Below are 20846 nucleotides of genomic sequence, written 5' to 3' on the forward strand. Positions count from 1 at the left end.
AGTAATATATAGAAAATATCGTGTGGCAACCATATCATTACCCATAAGTATGAACGTGAATTCGGAAATTAAAAAATAGTGAATTAAAGCGCAACTAATTGAATTAGAAAGAAAAACAAAGGGTTCCGTCGTTGCGAACCCCCGTAGGGGGTGTGGCAATCCAGTTTTAAAATCAATATTTATAACTTTTAAAGAGCTATTTTCTGGATTGCTTCTTCACCTTCGGTTCATCGCAACGACGGAAACTAAGATTTTTTACACGTATAATATGGAAAATACGTCTTAAAAAGAAAATATTATCTCAAAAACTATATTAAATATCAATGGCTTGAAACACTTATGGGTAATGATATGGTGGCAACCTGTCCACTTGCCTAGTATTGTATCAGACTTGTTTCTAGACTCGTTGTTGAAAGACGCATGATTGGAGATGTCATACTAAAAAGAATCTACACTAAGTACAAAAACGACCCATTAATCAACAAAAATAATAGAGTTTCGATATGAGTCTATTAAAACAACGAACTAACCCACTCTAATGCTTTGATATGCTTTAAATCATTCCAAAATGAAAAGATCATTAAAGCAAGTACTATAAGTACACCAAAAATGGTTACATAGTTTTGCGCTTTTTCATTGAGCGGTTTGCCACGTATGCCTTCAACAGCACAAAATAATACTTGTCCGCCATCGAGTGCTGGAATAGGGAATAAATTGATAACGCCAAGACCTATGGATAGCATGGCCATGAAAGAGATAAGCGAAGCGATACCAACTTGGGCTGCTTGTCCTGTCATTTGAAAAATACGGATGGGACCGCCTAATTCATCAGCGCTTCTTTTGCCCGTAATCATCTGTCCTAATGCTTCTATCGTTCCAGTCGCTGCAAACCAAGTCTGTTTTACGGATTCAGTCACAGCATCAATGGGGCCAATTTTTGTCCATTTTTGCTCAGCGCCAGGTCGAACGCCTAATATGCCTGTTTTTAAAATAGTACCTGCAAGATCTTTTGTTTCGTGTGTTTCAGGTGTTGCAATAATTTCAATTTCTTCATTATTTCTTTTGAGTTTTAATTTAATATCTTTGCCTGGATTAAGTTTAATTTGTTGTGATAATTGCTCAAAAGAATCAAGGGGAATACCATTAAATTCAAGGACATGATCACCAATTTTAAGGCCAGCTTTTTCGGCAGCACTGTCTGTTGTGATGCTACCAAGTATAGGCAAAGGTGTTGGTTTGCCATAAATTTCAAACAAAGCAAAAAAGACAAGAATCGCAAAAATAAAATTGCCTATAGGCCCTCCTAGAGCAATAATTGCGCGTTGACCTGCACTTTTTGAAAAAATTGATAATGACCAATTTTTCTTTTCCTCATCGCTTAACTTTGCTTTGGGCCTTGCGCTTGTTGCATCGGCGTCGCCATACATTTTGACATAGCCGCCTAAGGGAATTGCGCAAACTTTCCATCTTGTGCCAGTTGAACTGTTATATCCAAATAATTCTGGACCAAAGCCAATAGCAAAGACTTCTACCCTGACACCATTCCATCGTGCAATGAGGAAATGACCAAGTTCATGGACAAAAACAACAATGGAAAATATAACAACAAAAGCTAAGATGTTAATTAAAATGGCCATTTTGTCCCTACTTTATTTTGTGGTTACTTCAAAAGGTAACTTCTTAGGCATTAGTTCGGAATTATCCAGATTATGTGGCAAAGTCTAGAAAGGGCGAGAACCGGAACGGAGTGTACTTTTTCGTACATGAGTACCGATCGCTGCGACCTGACGACGAATTTACCCATAGAATGGCTAGTTATGCAGCATGTTTTTGAAGAAGTTGTAAAGCGACTTGTCGCGCTTTTTGATCTTCTTCTAACACATCCTCTATTAAGTGTAATGGTCTTTGGGGCATATGTTCAAGTACATTTACAATTAAATCGTGCATTTTCAAAAAGGAAATTTTGCCTTCAATGAACGCATTGACGGCAATTTCATTGGCGGCATTGAGTAAAGTTGGTGCATTAAGTCCAGATTTCATCGCATCTATTGCTGTTTTCAACATAGGAAAACGTTTATAATCCGGTTCTTCAAATGTAAGATCTGATAAAAGAGATAATGGTTGTTTAAGTTCAAGGGGAGGAGGTAAACGTTTAGGAAAAGCTAGACTATAGGCAATGGGGATGCGCATATCAGGTTGCGCAAATTGCAGAATATGGGATCCATCTTTAAAACGAACAATGCCGTGTACAATAGATTGTGGATGAACTAAAACGTCAAGTTGGTTAGGGTTAAGATCAAAAAGATGAGCAGCTTCAATAAGCTCTAGGCCTTTATTCATGAGTGTTGCTGAATCGACTGAAATCTTGACGCCCATGGACCAATTAGGATGTTTAATAGCTTGTTGAGGCGTTACGTGCTGCATTTGGTCTCGTGTAAAGGTACGAAAAGGACCTCCTGAAGCCGTGATGATGACTTTATCGATAAATTCTTTGTCATGATGGTTAAACAATTGAAAAAGGGCGCTATGTTCAGAATCAACGGGAATAAGAATTGCTTTATGTTTTTGAACTGCTGCCATGATAAGTGGACCAGCGCAGACCAGGGCTTCTTTATTTGCTATTGCTACTTTGGCAGCGCGTTTAATTGCAGCCATGGTAGGGCGTAAACTATTCGCGCCTGTAATGGCTGACATGACAATGTCAGTTTTAACTTGTGCTGCATGAATGACAGCGGCAGCACCTGCAAGAATTTCAATTTTGGAATTGTTGAGATTGTTTTTGAGTTCTTGGTAATAAGAATCATCAGCGATAACAATGAGTTCTGGATTAAACTCATTGGCTTGTGCGATTAATTTTTGAACGTTTTTTTGTGCAACAAGGACTTTCACCGAAAATTTATCTGAGTGTGCTCGTACGACATCAAGGGTATTCGTGCCAATGGATCCTGTGGAGCCTAAAATTGTAAGTGTTTGGTGTTTCATTAAAATGTAAAAACCTCTTTAAAGAAATAGATGATCAGCGCTAAAAGGGGTGTTGAAAGGAATAAACCATCAAGACGATCTAAAAAACCACCATGACCAGGAATAAGATTTGAACTATCTTTAACGCCAAAAAGACGTTTTGCCCAGGATTCTAAAAGGTCTCCAATTTGAACGGCAATTGAAATCAGCATGGCTATCAAGATTAGTTTTGGTGAAAAAGAAGCGAAAGTTGCAGATCCTAAAGTGAGTGGTGCAAGTCCACCAATGAGCGCAGCACCTAGAAGTCCTGCGATGGAACCAGACCAAGTTTTATTGGGGCTAATTTTAGGTGCAAGTTTGGGGCCTTTGAAAACATTGCCAGCAAAAAAAGCAAGACTATCGGTGACCCAGGTAATGATGAATAGAAAGAAAATAAGCTCGCGCCCCAATCCGGGTAAAGATCTTAGCCATAAAATAGAAATATAAGGGAGCCCTAAAACAAAAAAACCATAAAACCACCAACGATAGACATTACCAGGTATTTTTCGTTTGACGATATAGGTGGAAGCAAAAGTACTAAGGAACGTAAGGCCTGCAAGCATGTAATTGCCAATAGCTAAAAAGAAGATAAGACCTACAAGGGTGATTAAAAATAAGAACGTTAATCTATTTAATAGATCGGGTCGCAATTGCTGTTTGTTGCAAATAAGACCAACCCATTCAAAGCACGTAAATACGACGATGATCGAGACTAAGGCCTCAAAATAGGGTGATCCATACCACATAGCACCGAGCGCTATAGGCAGTAATACGAGGACTGAAAGAATGCGTAAAAATAGGGATTCCCAAAATTTTTGTTTGTTTTTATGTTCCAAAGCGGCGCTCACGTTTTTGATACTCTTGTATAGCGTTGTTTAATTCATCGATTGTATAGTCTGGCCAATAAATATCACTAAAAACAAATTCTGCATAGGCTAGTTGCAATAAAAGAAAGTTGCTAAGGCGTTTTTCGCCACCTGTTCGAATCAATAAATCTGGATTCGGCATGTTGCCTGTGAAAAGATGCTGTGTGATTAATTCGCTGCTGATGGAAGAAGGATCCAGCTTGTTTTCAACAATTTTATGGCCAATATTACGAACAGCAATGGCGAGCTCTTCTAATGATCCATAATTAAGGGCAGGGCAAAATGTAAGCCCCGTATTGTTTTCAGTAAGCTTTTCAGCGTCATCCATCAAAGTAAGAATATTTGGTGATAATTTTGAACGTTCGCCTAAAAATTTAAGTTTTACATTGTTTTTGTGTAAATAAGGGACTTCTTTTTTAAGGTAGGTTTTGAGCAAGGCCATGACGCCCGTTACTTCATAAATTGGCCGATCCCAATTTTCGGAAGAAAAAGCGTAAACGGTTAAATATTTTAGACCTATTTGCCCTGCATGTTCCACAATTTTTCGAAGCGTTTCAGCGCCTTTTCGATGGCCTGCGATGCTTGGTAATAATTTTTCGCGTGCCCAGCGTCTATTACCATCCATGATGATGGCAATGTGTTTCGGGAAGGCTTTTAAATGTTGCGTGTCAGTCGTCATTAGTGAATATTTTCTCGAAGAATTTTGTATATAGTACACATTCACCAATGAAGTGCACCATCCGGATTTAGCTTTATAAACTCGAAGAAGACCTTAGCGGGTTTTTTGTAGCCCAACGATTTTCGTGTCCTATTATTCAGCTTATTTTGAACTTTTAACATTTTTTCTTGCGTTAGTGAAGTAAAATCAGATTGTTCCGGATTGTGGACTTACCTGTTGAATGTGTACGAAATGATTTGCGTGGAGAAATAGTTTTATATTTTCTATATAGTTATTAATAATATTGACTTATTTTAATATAGTATGTATAAATAATTATTATATTAAAGTTATGGATCAATTAAATGAAATTAAAATTGTTGTTAGTAAGTACTTTACTTTGTAATTTATTAATATTTTCTAATTCTTATAGCGCAGGATCAGGTGATGAAAATAATTTTGAAAAAGATACAACAATAGAAGAGTATAACATTCCAACAGATAATGAATTTATAAATATCTTTGACACATTATTCAGCGACATTGAAATTGAAGATGTTGAATTTAATCCTAAAATTAAAGACTCTTTTTTTGATACCTATGAAGAAGAGTATCCACTAACAGAATTAGAAAATAATTTTTATTTTGTTACCGAAGAAAACACAAAAAACAAAGTTACGCATCAAGATATTTGTCATAGTTTTTTACAATGTATAAACGATGATTTTGCTTCCTATCTATCTATTAAGAAAAAACTAATTTATATAAACGCTCTTAAGCTGAATGAATTTAACGCCTTAAAAGAAAAAATTGCAGCATGTGATAATTTTTCTCATGTTTCCTATGATGATTTTATTTGGCATGGTTATTTGTTGAGTTTTATTAATTTTAATATTTTTTATAAAACGCAATCTTATAAAGATATATTGCTACAATATGATCTTAAAATTCAATCACATCGTGATGATATTATTACAAAAATGCAGACAACTCATCCTTCGACACTTTTTCTTTGTGAATTATTAGCTTTTTGTCCAGAATATTCTTTCATGCAAAATGATGAAACATTAAAATGTACATACCCAAGTTTTTATAATGATTATATGCTTCAAAAAAATAATATTTCATCACAAGCAATACAAATTGAGCAAATTGCAAAGAAACGGTATAACAAAACTACATTGAAAGAACTTCTTGAATATATAGTGGATTTAATCGCTATATATCCTATCACAAACAATATGGATAATATAGCTTGGGACGCGTTAACAACACAATTAAAAACATTTTGGGATCCTAAAGACGAAAAGACTTTTGGAGGATTATATATGGGGCTTTCAAACCTCTCTAAAAAACAAGATTTAGAGAAAAATCTTAAAGAACCTGTTAAAAATCTAAAAATGGCTGCTCGACGTTTATGCAGAAAAAATAACTCTCTAACAAATATCACCACTGAGCAAAAAGAATTATTAGAACAGATAACCACTGTTTTGAAAGAAAATCCATCAAATATCAAAAACAATGAATATTGGGAAGGGTTAACAACAAAATTAAAAACATTTTGGGATCCTCAAGGTAAAATGACTTTTGGAGGATTATATTTTGTGCTTTTAAAACTCTCTAAAAAACAAGATTTAGAGGAACATCTTAAAGAGCCTGTTGAAAATCTAAAAAATGCTGCTAAACGTTTATACATAAAAAATAAGTCTCTAACAAATATTACCACTGAGCAAAAAGAATTATTAGAGAATATAACCAATATTTTGAAAGAAAATATATCAAACATCAAAGATAACAAATATTGGGAAGTATTAATAACACAATTAAAAACATTTTGGGATCCTAAAGATAAAAAAACTTTTGAAGGATTATATACGACGCTTTTAACCCTCTCTAAAAAGGAAGATTTAGAAGAAAAATTTAAAGAGTCTGTCAAAAATCTAAAAAATGCTGCTCGACGTTTATGCAGAAAAAATAACTCTCTAACAAATATCACCGCTGAGCAAAAAGAATTATTAGAACAGATAACCACTATTTTGAAAGAAAATCCATCAAATATCAAAGATAACAAATATTGGGAAGGGTTAACAACAAAATTAAAAACATTTTGGGATCCTATAGGCGAAAAGACTTTTGGAGGATTATATTCTGTGCTTTCAAACCACTCTAAAAAGGAAGATTTAGAGAAAAATCTTAAAGAGCCTGTTGAAAATCTAAAAAATGCTGCTAAACGTTTATACAATAGACTTAAAAAACCAAAACCTAAAACAAAGCTTAAAGATCAAACCAACCTAGTGAACGACACGTTAGAACCTGTTAATAGCAATAATATAATTAATGATGACGACATATCTTTTGTTGAAATTGAAAAAAATGTTGAGTTAGACGATTTCATTATGAATGAATTTATTAATGAGGATGGAGAATTCACAAATAATGAACAACTTAATTTTGATAATTTGGAAGCAGTATTAATACATCAAGAAAGTTCAAACAATAATAAAACAGCAGGCAATGATTTGTTAAATTTAGTCAAGACGCTAATCAGAAACAATCCTATCCCAAATAATATAGATAAAAAACCTTGCAACAAAGCTTGGGAGACATTAACAAAACAATTAAAAATATTTTGGGATTCTAAAGGCAAAAAAACTTTTGGAGGATTAAAGATAGCGCTTAAAAGGCTCTCTAAAAAGAAACAGTTAGAAGAAAACTTTAAAAAACTTGTTAAAAATTTAGAAAATGCTGCTGAACGTTTATACATTGAAAAAAACTCCAAAACAGATCTTAACGATAATCAAAAAGAATTATTAAAGCAGATAACTACTATTTTAAAAGAAAATCCATCAAATATCAAAAACGATGAATATTGGGAAGCGTTAACAACAAAATTAAAAACATTTTGGGATCCTATAGGCGAAAAGACTTTTGGAGGATTATATGCTGTGCTTTTAACACTCTCTAAAAAACAAGATTTAGAAGAAAAATTTAAAGAGCCTGTCAAAAATTTAGCAAATGCTGCTGATCGTCTATACAAAAGACTTAAAAAACCAAAACCTAAAACAAAGTTAAAAGATCAGACTAACGTAGTGAACGACACGTTAGAACCTGTTAATAGCAATAATATAATTAATGATGACGACATATCTTTCGTTGAAATTGAAAAAAATGTTGAGTTAGACGATTTCATTATGAATGAATTTATTAATGAGGATGGAGAATTCACAAATAACGAACAACTTAATTTTGATAATTTGGAAGCAGTATTAATACATCAAGAAAGTTCATAAAATAATAAAACAGCAAGCAATGATTTGTTAAATTTAGTCAAGACGCTAATCAGAAACAATCCTATCCCAAATAATATAGATAAAAAACCCTACAACAAAGCTTGGGACGCGTTAACAACACAATTAAAAACATTTTGGGATCCTAAAGACGAAAAGACTTTTTCAGGATTACGTATGGCGCTTTCAAATCTTTTTAAAAAGAAACAGTTAGAAGAAAACTTTAAAAAACTTGTTAAAAATTTAGAAAATGCTGCTTACCGTTTATACACTATACTTAAAAAACAAAAACCGAAAACAAAGTTTAAAGATCAGACTATGTCAATAATTAATAAAAATAATATAAAAAAAAATAAAACTATACTATCAATTAAATCAATATAAAATCAAGATAATATTGATGTTAATATTTTAAATAATTATGAAATTCTTAAAAACAGCGATCAACCTATAGTGATTGACCAACTTATAGATCTTGACTCAATTGAGCGATTAGGCAAAAGAGCTCATAAAGGTTATGAACAGGAAGAAAATCCCTACAAAAAAACAAAAACTACAAATTTTAATGACAATGAAGAAAAAATTATTGAACATATAAAAGATTACATAAGATCAGATCACTTTAACAATTCTTCATCATTACACACAATTGTTGCATTGGACGATTTTTTTGAGGCTATTAAAAAAAGAGTTTTTGATGTTGATTCTCGAAAAATCAGAACAATGTTATTGGATATTTTAGAACAGGATACGTTTAGTATCGAATCAAAACAAAAAGCATGTGAAGTATTTGTGCTGTTTTCAATTAAGACTTCTATGCATATATATGTAAAAAAATTGTTTGAGGGCAATACTTTTGTTGTTGATCCTCCTAAAATTAATAAAGAAACATTCCATAAATTAAATGAATATGCTCATAAAAACGAATGGAAAACAGAACAATGGGTTGATTTTACAGAATTATACATAAAAGCTTGTATTGATAAACTTCAAGAAAATCAAGAAAATCAAGAAAATACTTTTTCTTTTATTGTTGATTTATTTTGTCTCATGTAAAATTTTTTCTAAAAAACATAACTATTCAGCTCCACTGCTACTCCCCGCGACCATATCATTACCCATAAGTATGGCAAGTCGTAGTTCTAAACGTCCACCCCAGCTGTTTCCCTGGACCAATGAGAGCCCAAAGGGCTCGAATGCGGATCCAGGGTCCAGAAATAATCATGATCGAAGATCATGCTAAATATTTAAAAAACAAAGACATGCTCTTGCGAGCATGCATTTTAATCTGGACCCTGGATCCTACTCGAAGCTTTGCTTCTCGCCTGTCCAGGGAAACAATGGGAGTAGAGAAAATTTTGAACATAAATTTAAAAATTCCCCCATAAATTGAATCAAACTATCCGAAAATAAATAATAAATATCAATAGCTTGAAACACTTATGGGTAATGATATGGTCGCGGGACGTAGGAAAGGGGTTGGGTTTATACTTATGGGTAATGATATGCCCGCGGCTTGATAGCTGGATCTACGGTGAAGAAGTGCAATGTAATTATTTGTCGAATTTTTCTAAAGTCTTATGGATCCCGCGGTCTTGCCGCGGGAAGTAGGGGGGTGGGCGTGTTTTCGCGTTATTCCATTATAAGACTAAACCTGCATAATTTCTTTTTCTTTGGCGACCAATGCGACATCGACTTGTTCAATAAATTTATCGGTTAATTTTTGAACATCGACGGATGTTTTTTTATGTTCATCTTCAGAAATGTCGCCGTCTTTTTCCATCTTTTTAAGTGTTTCCATGCCATCGCGTCGAACATTACGTATTGCAATGCGGGCTGCTTCAGCGTATTTGGACGCAACTTTTGAAAGTTCTTTACGACGTTCTTCACTTAATTCAGGTAAGGGCACACGAATAATTTGGCCTTCACCAATTGGATTCAAGCCTAGACCTGATTCACGAATCGCTTTTTCAACAGCCTTAGACATGCCTTTGTCCCAGACTTGAACTGAGATTAGGCGAGGTTCAGGTGTTGTCACGGTGCCAACTTGCGATAATGGCATCATTGATCCATAGGCATCAACCATAATAGGATCTAACATACTGGCGGATGCTCTACCAGCGCGAAGTCCTGTAAATTCTTTTTTCAGGGACTCGATGCCAGATTTCATCCTTTTTTCAAGGTCAGTTAGGACTAAAGCGACCATTTTCGTCTTTCTCCTCAGAAATAAGTGTAAATTTTCCTTTGCCCTGAACAATTTCGGCAAAGGCACCATGGGTTTGAATTGAAAAAACCACGATGGGAATATTATTTTCTCTAGCTAATGAAATAGCAGATGCATCCATCACGCGCAAGTCACGTGATAAAACATCAAGATAACTTAATTTATCGTAACGAACTGCGTCAGGATGAATTGCTGGGTCCTTATCGTAAACTCCATCAACCTTCGTAGCTTTTAAAAGCGCGTTGCAGCTCATTTCAGAAGCACGTAAGGCAGCTGGCGTATCAGTTGTAAAGAAGGGATTGCCGCTACCTGCTGTAAAAATAACAACACGATTTTTGGCTAAATGATCAAGTGCGCGACGTCTCACATAAGTTTCGCAAATCATTTCCATAGGAATGGCTGATTGAACACGTGCATCAACACCAACAGCACCTAAAGCTGTTTGAAGGGCCAGGCCATTAATAACGGTTGCAAGCATGCCCATATAATCAGCTGTGACACGATCCATACCTTTTGAAGCGCCAGCAACGCCTCTGAAGATATTACCACCACCCACAACGATGCATAATTCAACACCCATCGAAAGGACGTGCGACACTTCTTGGGCAATACGTGAGACAATATCAGGATCGATACCATAATCGCGATTACCTAATAAAGCTTCACCAGATAATTTTAGCAGAACACGTTTATAATAAGGGCGGGAAGTCATTTTTATACTCTATGATTATTGTTTTATGGACGTTCATCGAAACAAACGTCCAGGATAGAGTTTTTTATTTAGAAAGGCCTGCTTGTGCTGCAACTTCAGCACTGAAGTCGGATTGAACCTTTTCAATACCTTCGCCAAGCATGAAACGATCAAAAGCTGCAAGCTTCACAGGTGCGCCTACTTCTTTTTCAGATTTTTTAAGAAGATCACTAATACGTGTTTCGCCATCAATAACGTAAGTTTGTTCAAGAAAAACAACATCTTGATAGAATTTACGTAATTTACCATCAATCATTTTATCGATGATTTCTTGTGGTTTGCCACTGTCTTTAATTTGTTCCATCAAGACATCTTTTTCGCGTGCAACAACATCTTGTGGCAAGTCAGAAACTTGCAAAGATTTTGGCGTTGCTGCAGCCACATGCATTGCAAGTGATTTGCCTAACGCAGCTAATTTTTCAGTATTACCTGTTGATTCAAGCGCAATAAGCGTTCCAATTTTGCCTAAGCCAGGGACAACAGCATTATGTACATAACCTGCAACGACACCATGTGGTACTGAAAGCATTTGAATGCGACGTAAAGAAAGGTTTTCACCAATCGTTGCTACATTTCGTGACAATTCTTCTGCAACATTGTGGCTTGTGCCTGGAAAAGTGAGTTCTTTAAGCGCATCAATATTTGTAATGCTTTTTTCGTAAGCCAGTGTTAAAAGACTTGATACAAATTTTTGGAATTGTTCGTTACGTGCAACAAAATCTGTTTCGGAATTGATTTCAAGAAGGTAACCTTTGTTGTCTTTTGTATAAACGCCAACAAGACCTTCTGCAGCAACACGGCTCGCTTTTTTAGCAGCTGATGCCAAACCTTTTTTGCGCAACCAATCAGTTGCCGCTTCCATATCACCTTGGGATTCAGTCAGTGCTTTTTTGCAATCAAGAATACCAGCGCCTGATGATTCACGTAATTGTTTAATAAGTTCACCTGAAATAACACTCATGATTCTGCCTATTTGTTTGTGAAGTTAATAGATGGATTATCGATAGAAGTAAAAAAGGGGCGAGGCCCCTTTTTTAGTCTTTATGCGCTTGCTTCGTCGCTGATGGACGCTGCAGGCTCTTCTTTTTCGGTGCTTGCTGCTTCAGGTTCTGCGGTTGCTGCTTCTTTTTTGGGAGCTGCTTTTTTAACTGGCGCTTTTTGAGTGTTCTTAACCACCTTTCGAACAGGCGCATCACCCACAGGATTGTTTTCGGCGTTACCTTCAGCACTTACTTTTCCTTCAAGACCTTCTAACATGATATCTGGTAATTCAGCTGACTCACCAATATCAACGCCTGTTGCCATTAATTCAGATTGTAAGCCATCAAGAATTGCACCACAAATAAGGTCACAATAGAGTGTTAAAGCGCGCACTGCGTCATCGTTTCCAGGAATGGGGAACGTAACACCATGTGGGTCACTGTTACTATCTAGGATTGCAACAACTGGAATGCTTAATTTATTAGCTTCTTGAATGGCAAGTGCTTCTTTATTTGTGTCGATGACAAAAATAAGATCAGGTACGCCACCCATATCTTTAATACCGCCTAATGAACGCTCAAGTTTGTCATGTTCACGGTTTAAAGAAAGAAGTTCTTTTTTTGTGAGACCTGAACTTGTATTAGCGATTTGTTCGGTTAAGCTTTTAAGGCTACGAATGGAATTGGAAATCGTTTTCCAATTGGTGAGCATGCCACCTAACCAGCGGTGATTAATATAATATTGACCACATTTTTTTGCAGCATTGGCAACAACTTCAGATGCTTGATGTTTTGTACCTACAAAAAGAATACGTCCACCAGCTGCTGCTGTGTCACGAATAAATTTTAAGGAACGTGCAAGCATCGGGACACTTTGTTCCAAATCCAAGATATGGATTCCATTACGAACACCAAATATGTAGTGTTTCATTTTTGGATTCCAACGTCTTGTTGTGTGTCCGTAGTGAACGCCAGCTTCTAGTAATTGACGCATCGTAAATTCGGGCATAGCCATTTTTTCAAACCTTTTTTCCGGTTAAACCGCCGCAAGAGTCAGGTTTTTCAAAGAAAAACACCGGATGGAAAGACTCCCTCTTGCGTGTTAAATTATACAAAATTAGATCAAATAATAACGAGTGTTGCCCTATAATGCAAGTGCTATTCTTGACTTTATTATTTATAATGGTATCAAATTTTTTCGATTTTTAGAGCAAGGTCTATATCGTTTTGAGAGAGTCCTTGGCAATCATGTGTTGAAAGAGCAATGTGAACTTTATTATACACATTAAACCATTCAGGGTGATGATTCATTTTTTCAGCAATTAACGCGATTTGTGACATAAACCCCCAGGCTTCAATAAAATTTTTAAATATAAATTCTTTTTCGATATGTGTTTTTCCTTCATTCATTTGCCAACCATTTAGTGGGATGAGCGCATTTACAACTTCTAGTGGTGTTAATTTTACTATCATTTAGTTTTATTCCTTGATATAACGGAATGATTTCTATGATTATGAAGGAGAATTCGATGTCAATCAATATCCAAACCCAAAAAACAGCGCTCGATCTTTTGGTGCCTGTTCAAAATAGAACGCTTCTGAAGTCCTTTTCAATTGCGTTGGCTGCAACTTTATTTATTGCAATTTTAGCGCAAGTACAGATTCCTTTATATCCTGTACCGTTAACTTTACAACCATTTGCTGTTGTGTTAGTAGGTCTTGTTCTTCCATGGCGTTTAGCCTCTTCTGCCGTTTTAATGTATATTGCTATGGCTAGTATGGGTCTTCCTATTCTTACTGGATTTAAAGCTGGGCTTATATGGCCAAGTTCTGGTTATATTTTGGGTTATGTGCCAGCAGTGATACTTATTTCGTTATTAACACAAAAATGGGCAGGATTAAGCATTCTTAAACGTGCTTTGGTTGTTGCTTTAGGTAATGTTGTGTTGTTTTCCTGTGGCGTAAGTGTTCTATCACTTTTTGTTGGCATTGATACAGCGATTCAAACAGGCTTTATGCCTTTTGTGTTTGGTGATTTTGTGGTCAAAAACATTTTAGCTGTTTTGATTTCAGTGCAAACTTATAAACTTATTTCGCGCAAAAAGTCTTAATAGGGTATTTTTTAATCTGCTCTGGGCGTTTTCCTGGACACGTTGAAGCGAAACTTTAAACGGAGATCCAGGACCCAGACTAATTTATGACGGAAATTATCATCTTGTTAAATTTAAAAAAAATTAAATCCTTAGTGGCAATAAGCTTATCAATATTAAGTTTTAATGCATCTTCTGAAATTATTGACATTTCAATCGATAAGATAAGTGAATTAAGAGCTTATTATGAAGCTCTTAATCCTCAGGAATCTGCGATTTTTGTTGATTTTGATGAAACAATTGCAAGGTCAGTTGGTATTTTTGCTGGAACAGAATATCAATTTTTAGGGTCACCTGATATTTTGAGAACATATAGAGAAACGACACAAGATGTTCTTTTGGTAGATAATTTACGTGATGTAGATTTTTTTAGAAAGCAAGACAAGCTTTTTATTAAAAAAGTACTTTTAGAAGGCGAAGACACTAAAATTATTATTCAAGAATTAATAGATCAATCAGCATATATTTCTGTTTTATCAGCACTTCAATGCGATTTTAAAAAGAAAATCTTTCTTTCAGAGCATTGGGGTACATTTTTGTGCGCAAATAAAGGAAATGTACAGTTAAAACTGCCCTATGCTTATGCAAATGATAAAGCAGAGCGTGCGTTAGATCTAGTTATAGAAAAATTTAATGCTGAACATCCTATTAAAAATATTGTGCTTATTGATAATAGCTATGAATTTTCTTTACAAAAATTCAAAGATAATATTGTAAAATATATAAATGAAGAAATAGAAAAAAATATAGAAAATGCTTGGTTGAAAGATGTTAATATTGTCATTATTCACTATAAATATTTTGGGAACGCGTTAACGCCAGAAAAGCTAAAACTTGAATATGATGATTTTCAAGAAAAACTTTCTAAAGCTACATCTATGCGTTCAAATGTAACGCATTCTATGCCCAATTTATTAGATTGCTTAGATAGTAGTAAGAAAGAAGAGAATGCTTTCCGTATGTCAGTGACACCATCTTTTTCTTCAAGCAATCTTTTATGTGTTGTTAAAGAGGATATTATATCATCTTTTAATAGCCCAATTATTGATGAAGCACGTCTTGGATCGTCTTGCGAGGATGAGGCATTAGATTGTTTTTTTGACAATCTAGAATTAAAGAAAAAATCTTTGCGTTGTTCATCTGACGTTGTTGAAATTGTAGATCTTCGATCTTCACAAGAAGAGACTTCATATTAAGGTAGTTTATTAAGAAATGAAGGGGCCTACTTATCAGGCATAGGTAATTATGTGCCCCTTGAAGGTCATAGTTTCTTTCTAATTAACATCTTGTTTTGTTATATTTATACTTAATGTAATTTTGGTTGAATTATCTAAAGCTTTTTGTAGGTTTAAATCACTTGAAGTTTGATTAATAATGTCAGATTGTTCATCAAAACTATAATTTGAAAATTGTTTATTTTCATAAATTTTTAAATTTATTGGTACAAAAGTACAATCAGGAAAGGGCCAATTTGTTTTTAATTTTTTATTATTATTTAATTGAGTAGTTATTTCTTCTTTTAATGAATGGTCATTATTTATGTTAAATTTTAGATTTTTTGAAATTTGTGAGTTTTTAAGTGCAGGAAAGGCGCCAGGATTTGATCCAGAAACGACAATGGAGTCAATTTTTAATATAAGTGCTGAAATTTGGTGTGGACAGATTATTGCAATTAAAACAAGGGCGCTGAAAAATTTCATAATTTGAGCCTTTTCTATTGTTTAAGTTTAATAAAGAATCGATATGTTTAAAATTTAAAATATCGCGTTTATTTATAAAAAACAAACTGTTTTCTTGGTAAGTCTAGCAATCTTTTATGTAATATATATTGACATTTTTGTGTAATTTCTTTAAATTAACCTTATATTAATTTTTATTTTTTATTATTGAATTGTAACGTTTTTTATTATGGAGTTTAAAATGAGAAAAAGCTCATTATTTGTAATTTTTATGACTATGTTTGTTTTGTTGGGGTTTCAAATTCAAACTTATGCAAACCATATCCCAACGGAAGAAAGACTTTTTGATTTATTTCCTTCTAAATTTACGCAAGAAGAATTAGATAGATTGCGTGATCAAAAACCTGTTTTGCGTGGTGATCTTCTTTATTCTATGGATGAAGGTGAAGCTAAAAAATTAGCTGCTAATTATCCAAGTTTAACCTTATATGGATTTGCTGATCGTGTTGAAAAACAATCATCTTTTCTCAAAGATTCTGATTATAATGCGCGTGCTTTATATGGTGTTAAAAGTTCCTATTTAAGTTATTTTGGTGTTAACGAAGATTTTTACGTTAAAGTTGAGCGCATTATTGATACTTATTCGTCACTTTTGGATAAAAACCTTGATCAAAGTAGCAATGCAAGTCTTATTTTGATTAGAGATTTTGACGATGACTTTATTCAACAAACGGCTAAATACCATCCCGAGCGTTTAATGAATAATTTAGCGAGATTGATTATTGTTCTAGGTGCTCTTGAAGGCAATATTTTTCAAGGAACGGTTCAAGATTTATTTGAAACAGGTAAAAAATTATTGCTACCGTATATTGCGCAAAAAATTGTCGAAAATGTTCGTATGGATCAAGACAATTTATTGTCTCTAGAGAATATCATGATTGTTGCAAATGCTTTAAAAGAAGATATTTTTCAAAAAATTGGTATTGACCGTTCATTAATTCCACAATTACAGATTGTTCAACAATTTTTGATGGAAAATAATTTGTTGGGACGTATTTCAGATATGTCATTGCTTGAACGTTATGAACTTAATGATCCGAGTCTTGTTAAAATTGATTTGTTTTCCGAGTTTCAAAATTTACATCATTCTGGTGTGGCAAACATAATTCTTTCTTTATTTCCAGATCGTTTTACGCAAGCTGAGCTTGATCTTTTGAAAAATCAACAGCCAGTATTTAAAGGTGATCTTGTTTATTCGTTGGATAAAGATAATGTAGATAAATTATACGCAAATTATCCTAATGGATTTCAATTTGTTACTCGTTCAGGATTTCCAGAACGTGTTGTGAAAAGTGGCAATGTTATAATTGAGTCGGATTACGTTGTTTATGCAAATTATATTGTTAAAAGTGCGTATGCAGGGAGACTGGATGGTTCTATAGGCTTTAATGTTAAAGTTGAACGCATTATAGATGCTAATATTCCTCTTTTAGGATTTTCAACAACGGGTGAAGATTTAGATAATCAGAAAGCGACGGCCCTTGTGCAGATCAAAGAATTAGATCGTAATTTTGTGCGTGGCGATAAACTTGTTAAAGGTAATGGATATGATAAACGCTTGAATGGCAATTTGGCTAAATTTTTACTTGTTCTTCGAAAATTTGATGGTGAGGTTTTTGATGGTTCTTATGATCAAACGATTCTTTATGGTCAGACTTTATTAAGGCAATATATTTTTGATAAAATCAAAAAAGATGTTGCAGTTGATGAAGATGTATTGATGGATGAAAATGTATTGATGGATGAAGAAGATTTTTATGTTATTGCTGATTCATTAAAACAAGCAATTTATCAGAAAATTGGTATTGATCCTGCAATGATTCCTTCAATGGTAGATTATGCTGTCAATTTCTTGGATAAATTGGGAGATGATTGGTTGACAGGTATTGCTGATAAATCTTTGTCAGAGCGCTATGCTCATAACGATCCTGCGTTACTAAAGATTAAATTGTTGCGCAATTAATCTTAGGAACGTTACAAAATCTTTTGTGGAAACTGGAAAATAAGGTATAAAAGAATATCTTATGAATGAGAGAGTTTTCAAATGTCACGCCAAAAGCTTTATGTAACGTCCCCACTTTATTACGTCAATGATAATCCACATATTGGGCATGCTTATACCAATTTAGCATGTGATGTTTGGGCTCGTTTTATGCGCCTTGATGGACATGATGTTTTTTTCTTAACAGGCACAGATGAGCATGGTCAAAAGGTTGAAAAATCAGCAGAACTCGCGGGGCTAAGTCCCAAAGATTTTGTGGATGAAAAATCACAAAGTTTTCGGGATCTTTTTAAAGCATTTGATTTTTCGAATAATGATTTTATCCGTACAACAGAACCAAGACACACAAAAGCAGTTCAACATATCTGGAATTTGTTGCTGGAACGTGATCAAATATATTTATCAAGCTATTCTGGTTGGTATGCTATTCGTGATGAAGCTTTTTATAACGAATCCGAATTGATTGATGGGAAGGCCCCTACAGGGGCACCTGTAGAATGGGTTGAAGAACCTTGCTATTTCTTTAGATTATCCGCGTGGCAGGATAGACTTCTTGAATTTTATGAAAAACACCCAGATTTTATGCACCCTAGGTCGCGTGGCAATGAAGTTTTATCTTTTGTACGTGGTGGATTAAAAGATCTAGCAGTTTCGCGTACGACCTTTAAATGGGGCATTCCTGTACCGAATGATCCAACGCATGTCATGTATGTTTGGTTTGATGCGTTAACCAATTATATTACAGCTTTGGGCTATCCAAACGCCGATTGGCAACAAGATTTTTGGGCCAATGCACATCACGTGATGGGTAAAGATATTCTTAGATTTCATGCTGTGTATTGGCCTGCATTTTTGATGGCAGCTGATCTTATGCCACCCAAACAAATTGTTGCCCATGGTTGGTGGACAAATGAAGGTGAGAAGATATCTAAATCCTTAGGAAATGTGATCAATCCTTTTGATTTAATTGAAAAATATGGTTTGGACCAAACACGTTATTTTTTAATGCGTGAAGTGTCCTTTGGGAATGATGGGAATTTTAGTCATCAAGCTGTCGTTAAGCGGATGAATTCAGAGCTCGCCAATGATTTAGGGAACTTGGTACAACGTGTTTTGGTGCAAGTGTCAAAAAATTGTGCACAAAAAGTGCCTGAAAAGGAGACATTATTGTCTCAAGATTCGGTACTCATTGAAAAAGCTTATAAAACTTTGGAGCATGTTAGACATGAATTTTGGCATTGGGGCTTTCATAAAGCCTTAGATCAAATTTGGGAAGTGATTGGCGATGCAAATCGTTATATTGATGAACAAGCACCTTGGGGATTGAAAAAAACAGATCTTAAGCGTATGGAAACTGTTCTTTATACATTATGCGAGACTATTCGTGTCGTTGGTTTGTTAGTCCAACCTTTTATACCTAAAACAGCAAACCAAATATTAGATCTTGTTGGTGTAAAATCTGAATATAGAGATTTTGCACATATATTAAGTGCGCTTGTTTCAGGTGTTGATTTGCCTCAACCGAATGTGTTGTTTCCAAGATTTGTAGAGGAGGCAGCATGAGTGTACTTCAGTTTGTCGATAGCCATTGTCATTTAGATTATGACGAATTCCAAGCAGAGTTTGATGCGATCATAGAGCGTGCACAAAATGTTGGTGTGACGCATATGACAACAATCGGTACGTCGCTGAAGACTTTTCCCAATACGCTGAAGATCGCAGAAAGATTACCTTTTATATATGCAACCATAGGCATACATCCACATGATGCTGAAAAAGAAAAAGATGCGACTTACGAAGATTTGGCTGAGGGTGCTAAACATCCAAAAGTAATCGGTATTGGAGAAACTGGGCTTGATTATTTTTATGAGCATAGTCCAAAAGAATTGCAGCAACAGCTTTTTAGACTTCATATTAAAGTCGCGCGTGATTTTGGTTTGCCGTTAATTGTGCACACACGTGACGCAGATGATGATTGCTTGCGGATATTACAAGAAGAAATGGCAATAGGTACGTTTAAAGGTCTTATACATTGTTTTACAGCAAGTAAAGAATTTGCAGACGAAGTGCTTAAATTAGGGTTTTATATTTCAATTTCAGGCATTGCAACGTTTAAAAAAGCATTGGAATTACGCGAAATTGTTAAAAATTTACCCTTGGAACGGTTGCTTATTGAAACAGATTCTCCATATCTTGCGCCCATTCCACATCGTGGTAAACGGAACGAGCCTTCTTTTGTTGTGCATGTTGCAGAAGCGATTGCCGAACTAAAAGATTGTGCGCTTTCTAAAGTAGCAGAGCAGACGACTAAAAATTATTTTGATCTGTTTCAGAAGATTCCTAGATGAAGATTACTATTTTAGGCTGCGGTGGATCGATGGGCGTGCCCATTATTGGCAATCATTGGGGGCAATGTGATCCCACTGATCCTAAAAACTATCGAACGCGTGCTTCTATTATTGTTGAAAAAGAGGGGCAGCGGCTTTTAATTGATTCCTCGCCTGATTTGCGCACACAATTATTGCGTGAAAATATAGGCACTTTTGATGCGGTTTTATATACACATGCCCACGCTGACCATATTCATGGACTCAATGATTTACGTGCTATTTGCAGGAACAGATCACAACCTTTAGATATTTATGCTGACCCAAAAGCGCTGAAAGAAATTATGGAGTCATTCGCATATGCTTTTACGCCTAATTTTATTGAAGGAATGTTTTTTAAGCCTGTACTTATCCCGCATGAAATAATTGGAAATTTTAGTCATGGTATATTCGATATTATCCCTATTGATCAAGATCATGGCTATACATCATCCTTAGGTTTTCGCATTGATGATTTTGCGTATTCTACCGATGTGATGCGTTTGGATGAAGAAGCATTAAAGCAATTGGAAGGCATCAAAATTTGGGTTGTTGATTGCATTCGCATGAGTGAGCACCCAACGCATGCATCGTTAGATGTAGCACTTTCTTGGATTGAGCGTATAAAGCCAGAGCATGCTTATTTAACGCATATGAGTGAAGAACTTGATTATAATGCTCTTTCACAGATTTTGCCTAAAAATGTAGCGCCATGTTATGACGGACTTGTTGTTTTTCTTTAATTTTATTCACATTTAAGGACATTGTTATTATTCTCAATAAAAAAGCATAATTTATTTTAAATTATTATTATATTTTGTTG

At 34.8% G+C, this 20846-nt stretch carries 19 protein-coding genes; 9 read left to right on the forward strand and 10 right to left on the reverse strand.

The window, feature by feature from the left end; translation table 11 throughout:
* Positions 1–512 precede the first annotated feature (512 nt).
* The 4 genes from rseP to Q8L85_09785 form a co-directional block, all read right to left on the reverse strand.
* Positions 513–1637, reverse strand: a complete 1125-nt coding sequence (rseP, locus tag Q8L85_09770) for an RIP metalloprotease RseP (protein ID MDP1724973.1) — start codon at positions 1635–1637, stop codon at positions 513–515.
* A 178-nt stretch (positions 1638–1815) separates the two neighbouring features.
* On the reverse strand, positions 1816–2982 hold the full coding sequence (locus tag Q8L85_09775; protein ID MDP1724974.1) for a 1-deoxy-D-xylulose-5-phosphate reductoisomerase: 1167 nt from the start codon (positions 2980–2982) through the stop codon (positions 1816–1818).
* On the reverse strand, positions 2982–3848 hold the full coding sequence (locus tag Q8L85_09780) for a phosphatidate cytidylyltransferase (protein ID MDP1724975.1): 867 nt from the start codon (positions 3846–3848) through the stop codon (positions 2982–2984). The genes Q8L85_09775 and Q8L85_09780 overlap by 1 nt, the downstream gene beginning before the upstream one ends.
* A complete protein-coding gene (locus Q8L85_09785) occupies positions 3826–4545 on the reverse strand; it encodes an isoprenyl transferase (protein ID MDP1724976.1) in 720 nt (239 codons plus the stop codon). The genes Q8L85_09780 and Q8L85_09785 overlap by 23 nt, the downstream gene beginning before the upstream one ends.
* A gap of 344 nt (positions 4546–4889) precedes the next feature.
* On the opposite strand from Q8L85_09785, the gene Q8L85_09790 reads away from it, so the two are divergent.
* The 3 genes from Q8L85_09790 to Q8L85_09800 all read left to right on the forward strand — a co-directional run bounded on the left by Q8L85_09790 (position 4890) and on the right by Q8L85_09800 (position 8867).
* Positions 4890–7814 carry a hypothetical protein gene (locus tag Q8L85_09790; GenBank protein MDP1724977.1) on the forward strand — a complete coding sequence of 975 codons (2925 nt, stop codon included), beginning with the start codon at positions 4890–4892 and terminating at the stop codon, positions 7812–7814.
* A gap of 24 nt (positions 7815–7838) precedes the next feature.
* Positions 7839–8195 (forward strand): hypothetical protein, encoded by a 357-nt coding sequence (locus Q8L85_09795; protein ID MDP1724978.1) that lies wholly within the window; start codon positions 7839–7841, stop codon positions 8193–8195.
* A 69-nt stretch (positions 8196–8264) separates the two neighbouring features.
* Positions 8265–8867, forward strand: coding sequence for a hypothetical protein (locus Q8L85_09800; protein ID MDP1724979.1), 603 nt, complete (start codon positions 8265–8267; stop codon positions 8865–8867).
* Between the two features lie 592 nt (positions 8868–9459).
* Here the strand turns inward: Q8L85_09800 and frr are convergent.
* From frr to Q8L85_09825, 5 genes are all read right to left on the reverse strand, one after another.
* Entirely contained in the window at positions 9460–10017 is a 558-nt protein-coding gene (frr, locus tag Q8L85_09805) for a ribosome recycling factor (GenBank protein ID MDP1724980.1), read from the reverse strand.
* Positions 9995–10747 (reverse strand): UMP kinase, encoded by a 753-nt coding sequence (gene pyrH / locus Q8L85_09810; GenBank protein MDP1724981.1) that lies wholly within the window; start codon positions 10745–10747, stop codon positions 9995–9997. The genes frr and pyrH overlap by 23 nt, the downstream gene beginning before the upstream one ends.
* 64 nt (positions 10748–10811) lie before the next feature.
* Entirely contained in the window at positions 10812–11747 is a 936-nt protein-coding gene (tsf, locus tag Q8L85_09815) for a translation elongation factor Ts (GenBank protein MDP1724982.1), read from the reverse strand.
* Between the two features lie 80 nt (positions 11748–11827).
* On the reverse strand, positions 11828–12781 hold the full coding sequence (rpsB, locus tag Q8L85_09820) for a 30S ribosomal protein S2 (protein MDP1724983.1): 954 nt from the start codon (positions 12779–12781) through the stop codon (positions 11828–11830).
* A 173-nt stretch (positions 12782–12954) separates the two neighbouring features.
* Complete coding sequence (locus tag Q8L85_09825; GenBank protein MDP1724984.1) at positions 12955–13239, reverse strand: 4a-hydroxytetrahydrobiopterin dehydratase; 285 nt, start codon at positions 13237–13239, stop codon at positions 12955–12957.
* 56 nt (positions 13240–13295) lie between these two features.
* Here Q8L85_09825 and Q8L85_09830 point away from each other — a divergent pair, with 56 nt between their 5' ends.
* On the forward strand, positions 13296–13877 hold the full coding sequence (locus tag Q8L85_09830; GenBank protein MDP1724985.1) for a biotin transporter BioY: 582 nt from the start codon (positions 13296–13298) through the stop codon (positions 13875–13877).
* Positions 13878–13963: 86 nt separating this feature from the next.
* Positions 13964–15112, forward strand: coding sequence for a hypothetical protein (locus Q8L85_09835; GenBank protein MDP1724986.1), 1149 nt, complete (start codon positions 13964–13966; stop codon positions 15110–15112).
* 78 nt (positions 15113–15190) lie between these two features.
* Here Q8L85_09835 and Q8L85_09840 read toward each other — a convergent pair whose 3' ends face one another.
* Entirely contained in the window at positions 15191–15616 is a 426-nt protein-coding gene (locus Q8L85_09840; protein ID MDP1724987.1) for a hypothetical protein, read from the reverse strand.
* 220 nt (positions 15617–15836) lie between these two features.
* On the opposite strand from Q8L85_09840, the gene Q8L85_09845 reads away from it, so the two are divergent.
* The 4 genes from Q8L85_09845 to Q8L85_09860 all read left to right on the forward strand — a co-directional run bounded on the left by Q8L85_09845 (position 15837) and on the right by Q8L85_09860 (position 20766).
* Complete coding sequence (locus Q8L85_09845) at positions 15837–17618, forward strand: hypothetical protein (protein ID MDP1724988.1); 1782 nt, start codon at positions 15837–15839, stop codon at positions 17616–17618.
* An 81-nt stretch (positions 17619–17699) separates the two neighbouring features.
* On the forward strand, positions 17700–19220 hold the full coding sequence (metG, locus tag Q8L85_09850) for a methionine--tRNA ligase (GenBank protein ID MDP1724989.1): 1521 nt from the start codon (positions 17700–17702) through the stop codon (positions 19218–19220).
* Positions 19217–20005 carry a TatD family hydrolase gene (locus Q8L85_09855; protein MDP1724990.1) on the forward strand — a complete coding sequence of 263 codons (789 nt, stop codon included), beginning with the start codon at positions 19217–19219 and terminating at the stop codon, positions 20003–20005. Before metG ends, Q8L85_09855 begins: the two co-directional genes overlap by 4 nt.
* On the forward strand, positions 20002–20766 hold the full coding sequence (locus Q8L85_09860; protein MDP1724991.1) for an MBL fold metallo-hydrolase: 765 nt from the start codon (positions 20002–20004) through the stop codon (positions 20764–20766). The genes Q8L85_09855 and Q8L85_09860 overlap by 4 nt, the downstream gene beginning before the upstream one ends.
* The last annotated feature ends 80 nt before the right edge of the window (positions 20767–20846 follow it).

This window comes from Alphaproteobacteria bacterium (assembly GCA_030680745.1).
Taxonomy (GTDB): Bacteria; Pseudomonadota; Alphaproteobacteria; order JAUXUR01; family JAUXUR01; genus JAUXUR01.

Coding starts and splice junctions, on each gene's coding strand:
- Q8L85_09855 (MDP1724990.1), top strand. CDS start 19,217: ATGAGTGTACTTCAGTTTGTCGATAGCCATTGTCATTTAGATTATGAC.
- Q8L85_09840 (MDP1724987.1), bottom strand. CDS start 15,616: ATGAAATTTTTCAGCGCCCTTGTTTTAATTGCAATAATCTGTCCACAC.
- rpsB (MDP1724983.1), bottom strand. CDS start 12,781: ATGGCTATGCCCGAATTTACGATGCGTCAATTACTAGAAGCTGGCGTT.
- tsf (MDP1724982.1), bottom strand. CDS start 11,747: ATGAGTGTTATTTCAGGTGAACTTATTAAACAATTACGTGAATCATCA.
- Q8L85_09825 (MDP1724984.1), bottom strand. CDS start 13,239: ATGATAGTAAAATTAACACCACTAGAAGTTGTAAATGCGCTCATCCCA.
- Q8L85_09845 (MDP1724988.1), top strand. CDS start 15,837: ATGAGAAAAAGCTCATTATTTGTAATTTTTATGACTATGTTTGTTTTG.
- frr (MDP1724980.1), bottom strand. CDS start 10,017: ATGGTCGCTTTAGTCCTAACTGACCTTGAAAAAAGGATGAAATCTGGC.
- metG (MDP1724989.1), top strand. CDS start 17,700: ATGTCACGCCAAAAGCTTTATGTAACGTCCCCACTTTATTACGTCAAT.
- Q8L85_09790 (MDP1724977.1), top strand. CDS start 4,890: ATGAAATTAAAATTGTTGTTAGTAAGTACTTTACTTTGTAATTTATTA.
- Q8L85_09785 (MDP1724976.1), bottom strand. CDS start 4,545: ATGACGACTGACACGCAACATTTAAAAGCCTTCCCGAAACACATTGCC.
- Q8L85_09835 (MDP1724986.1), top strand. CDS start 13,964: ATGACGGAAATTATCATCTTGTTAAATTTAAAAAAAATTAAATCCTTA.
- pyrH (MDP1724981.1), bottom strand. CDS start 10,747: ATGACTTCCCGCCCTTATTATAAACGTGTTCTGCTAAAATTATCTGGT.
- Q8L85_09775 (MDP1724974.1), bottom strand. CDS start 2,982: ATGAAACACCAAACACTTACAATTTTAGGCTCCACAGGATCCATTGGC.
- Q8L85_09860 (MDP1724991.1), top strand. CDS start 20,002: ATGAAGATTACTATTTTAGGCTGCGGTGGATCGATGGGCGTGCCCATT.
- rseP (MDP1724973.1), bottom strand. CDS start 1,637: ATGGCCATTTTAATTAACATCTTAGCTTTTGTTGTTATATTTTCCATT.
- Q8L85_09830 (MDP1724985.1), top strand. CDS start 13,296: ATGTCAATCAATATCCAAACCCAAAAAACAGCGCTCGATCTTTTGGTG.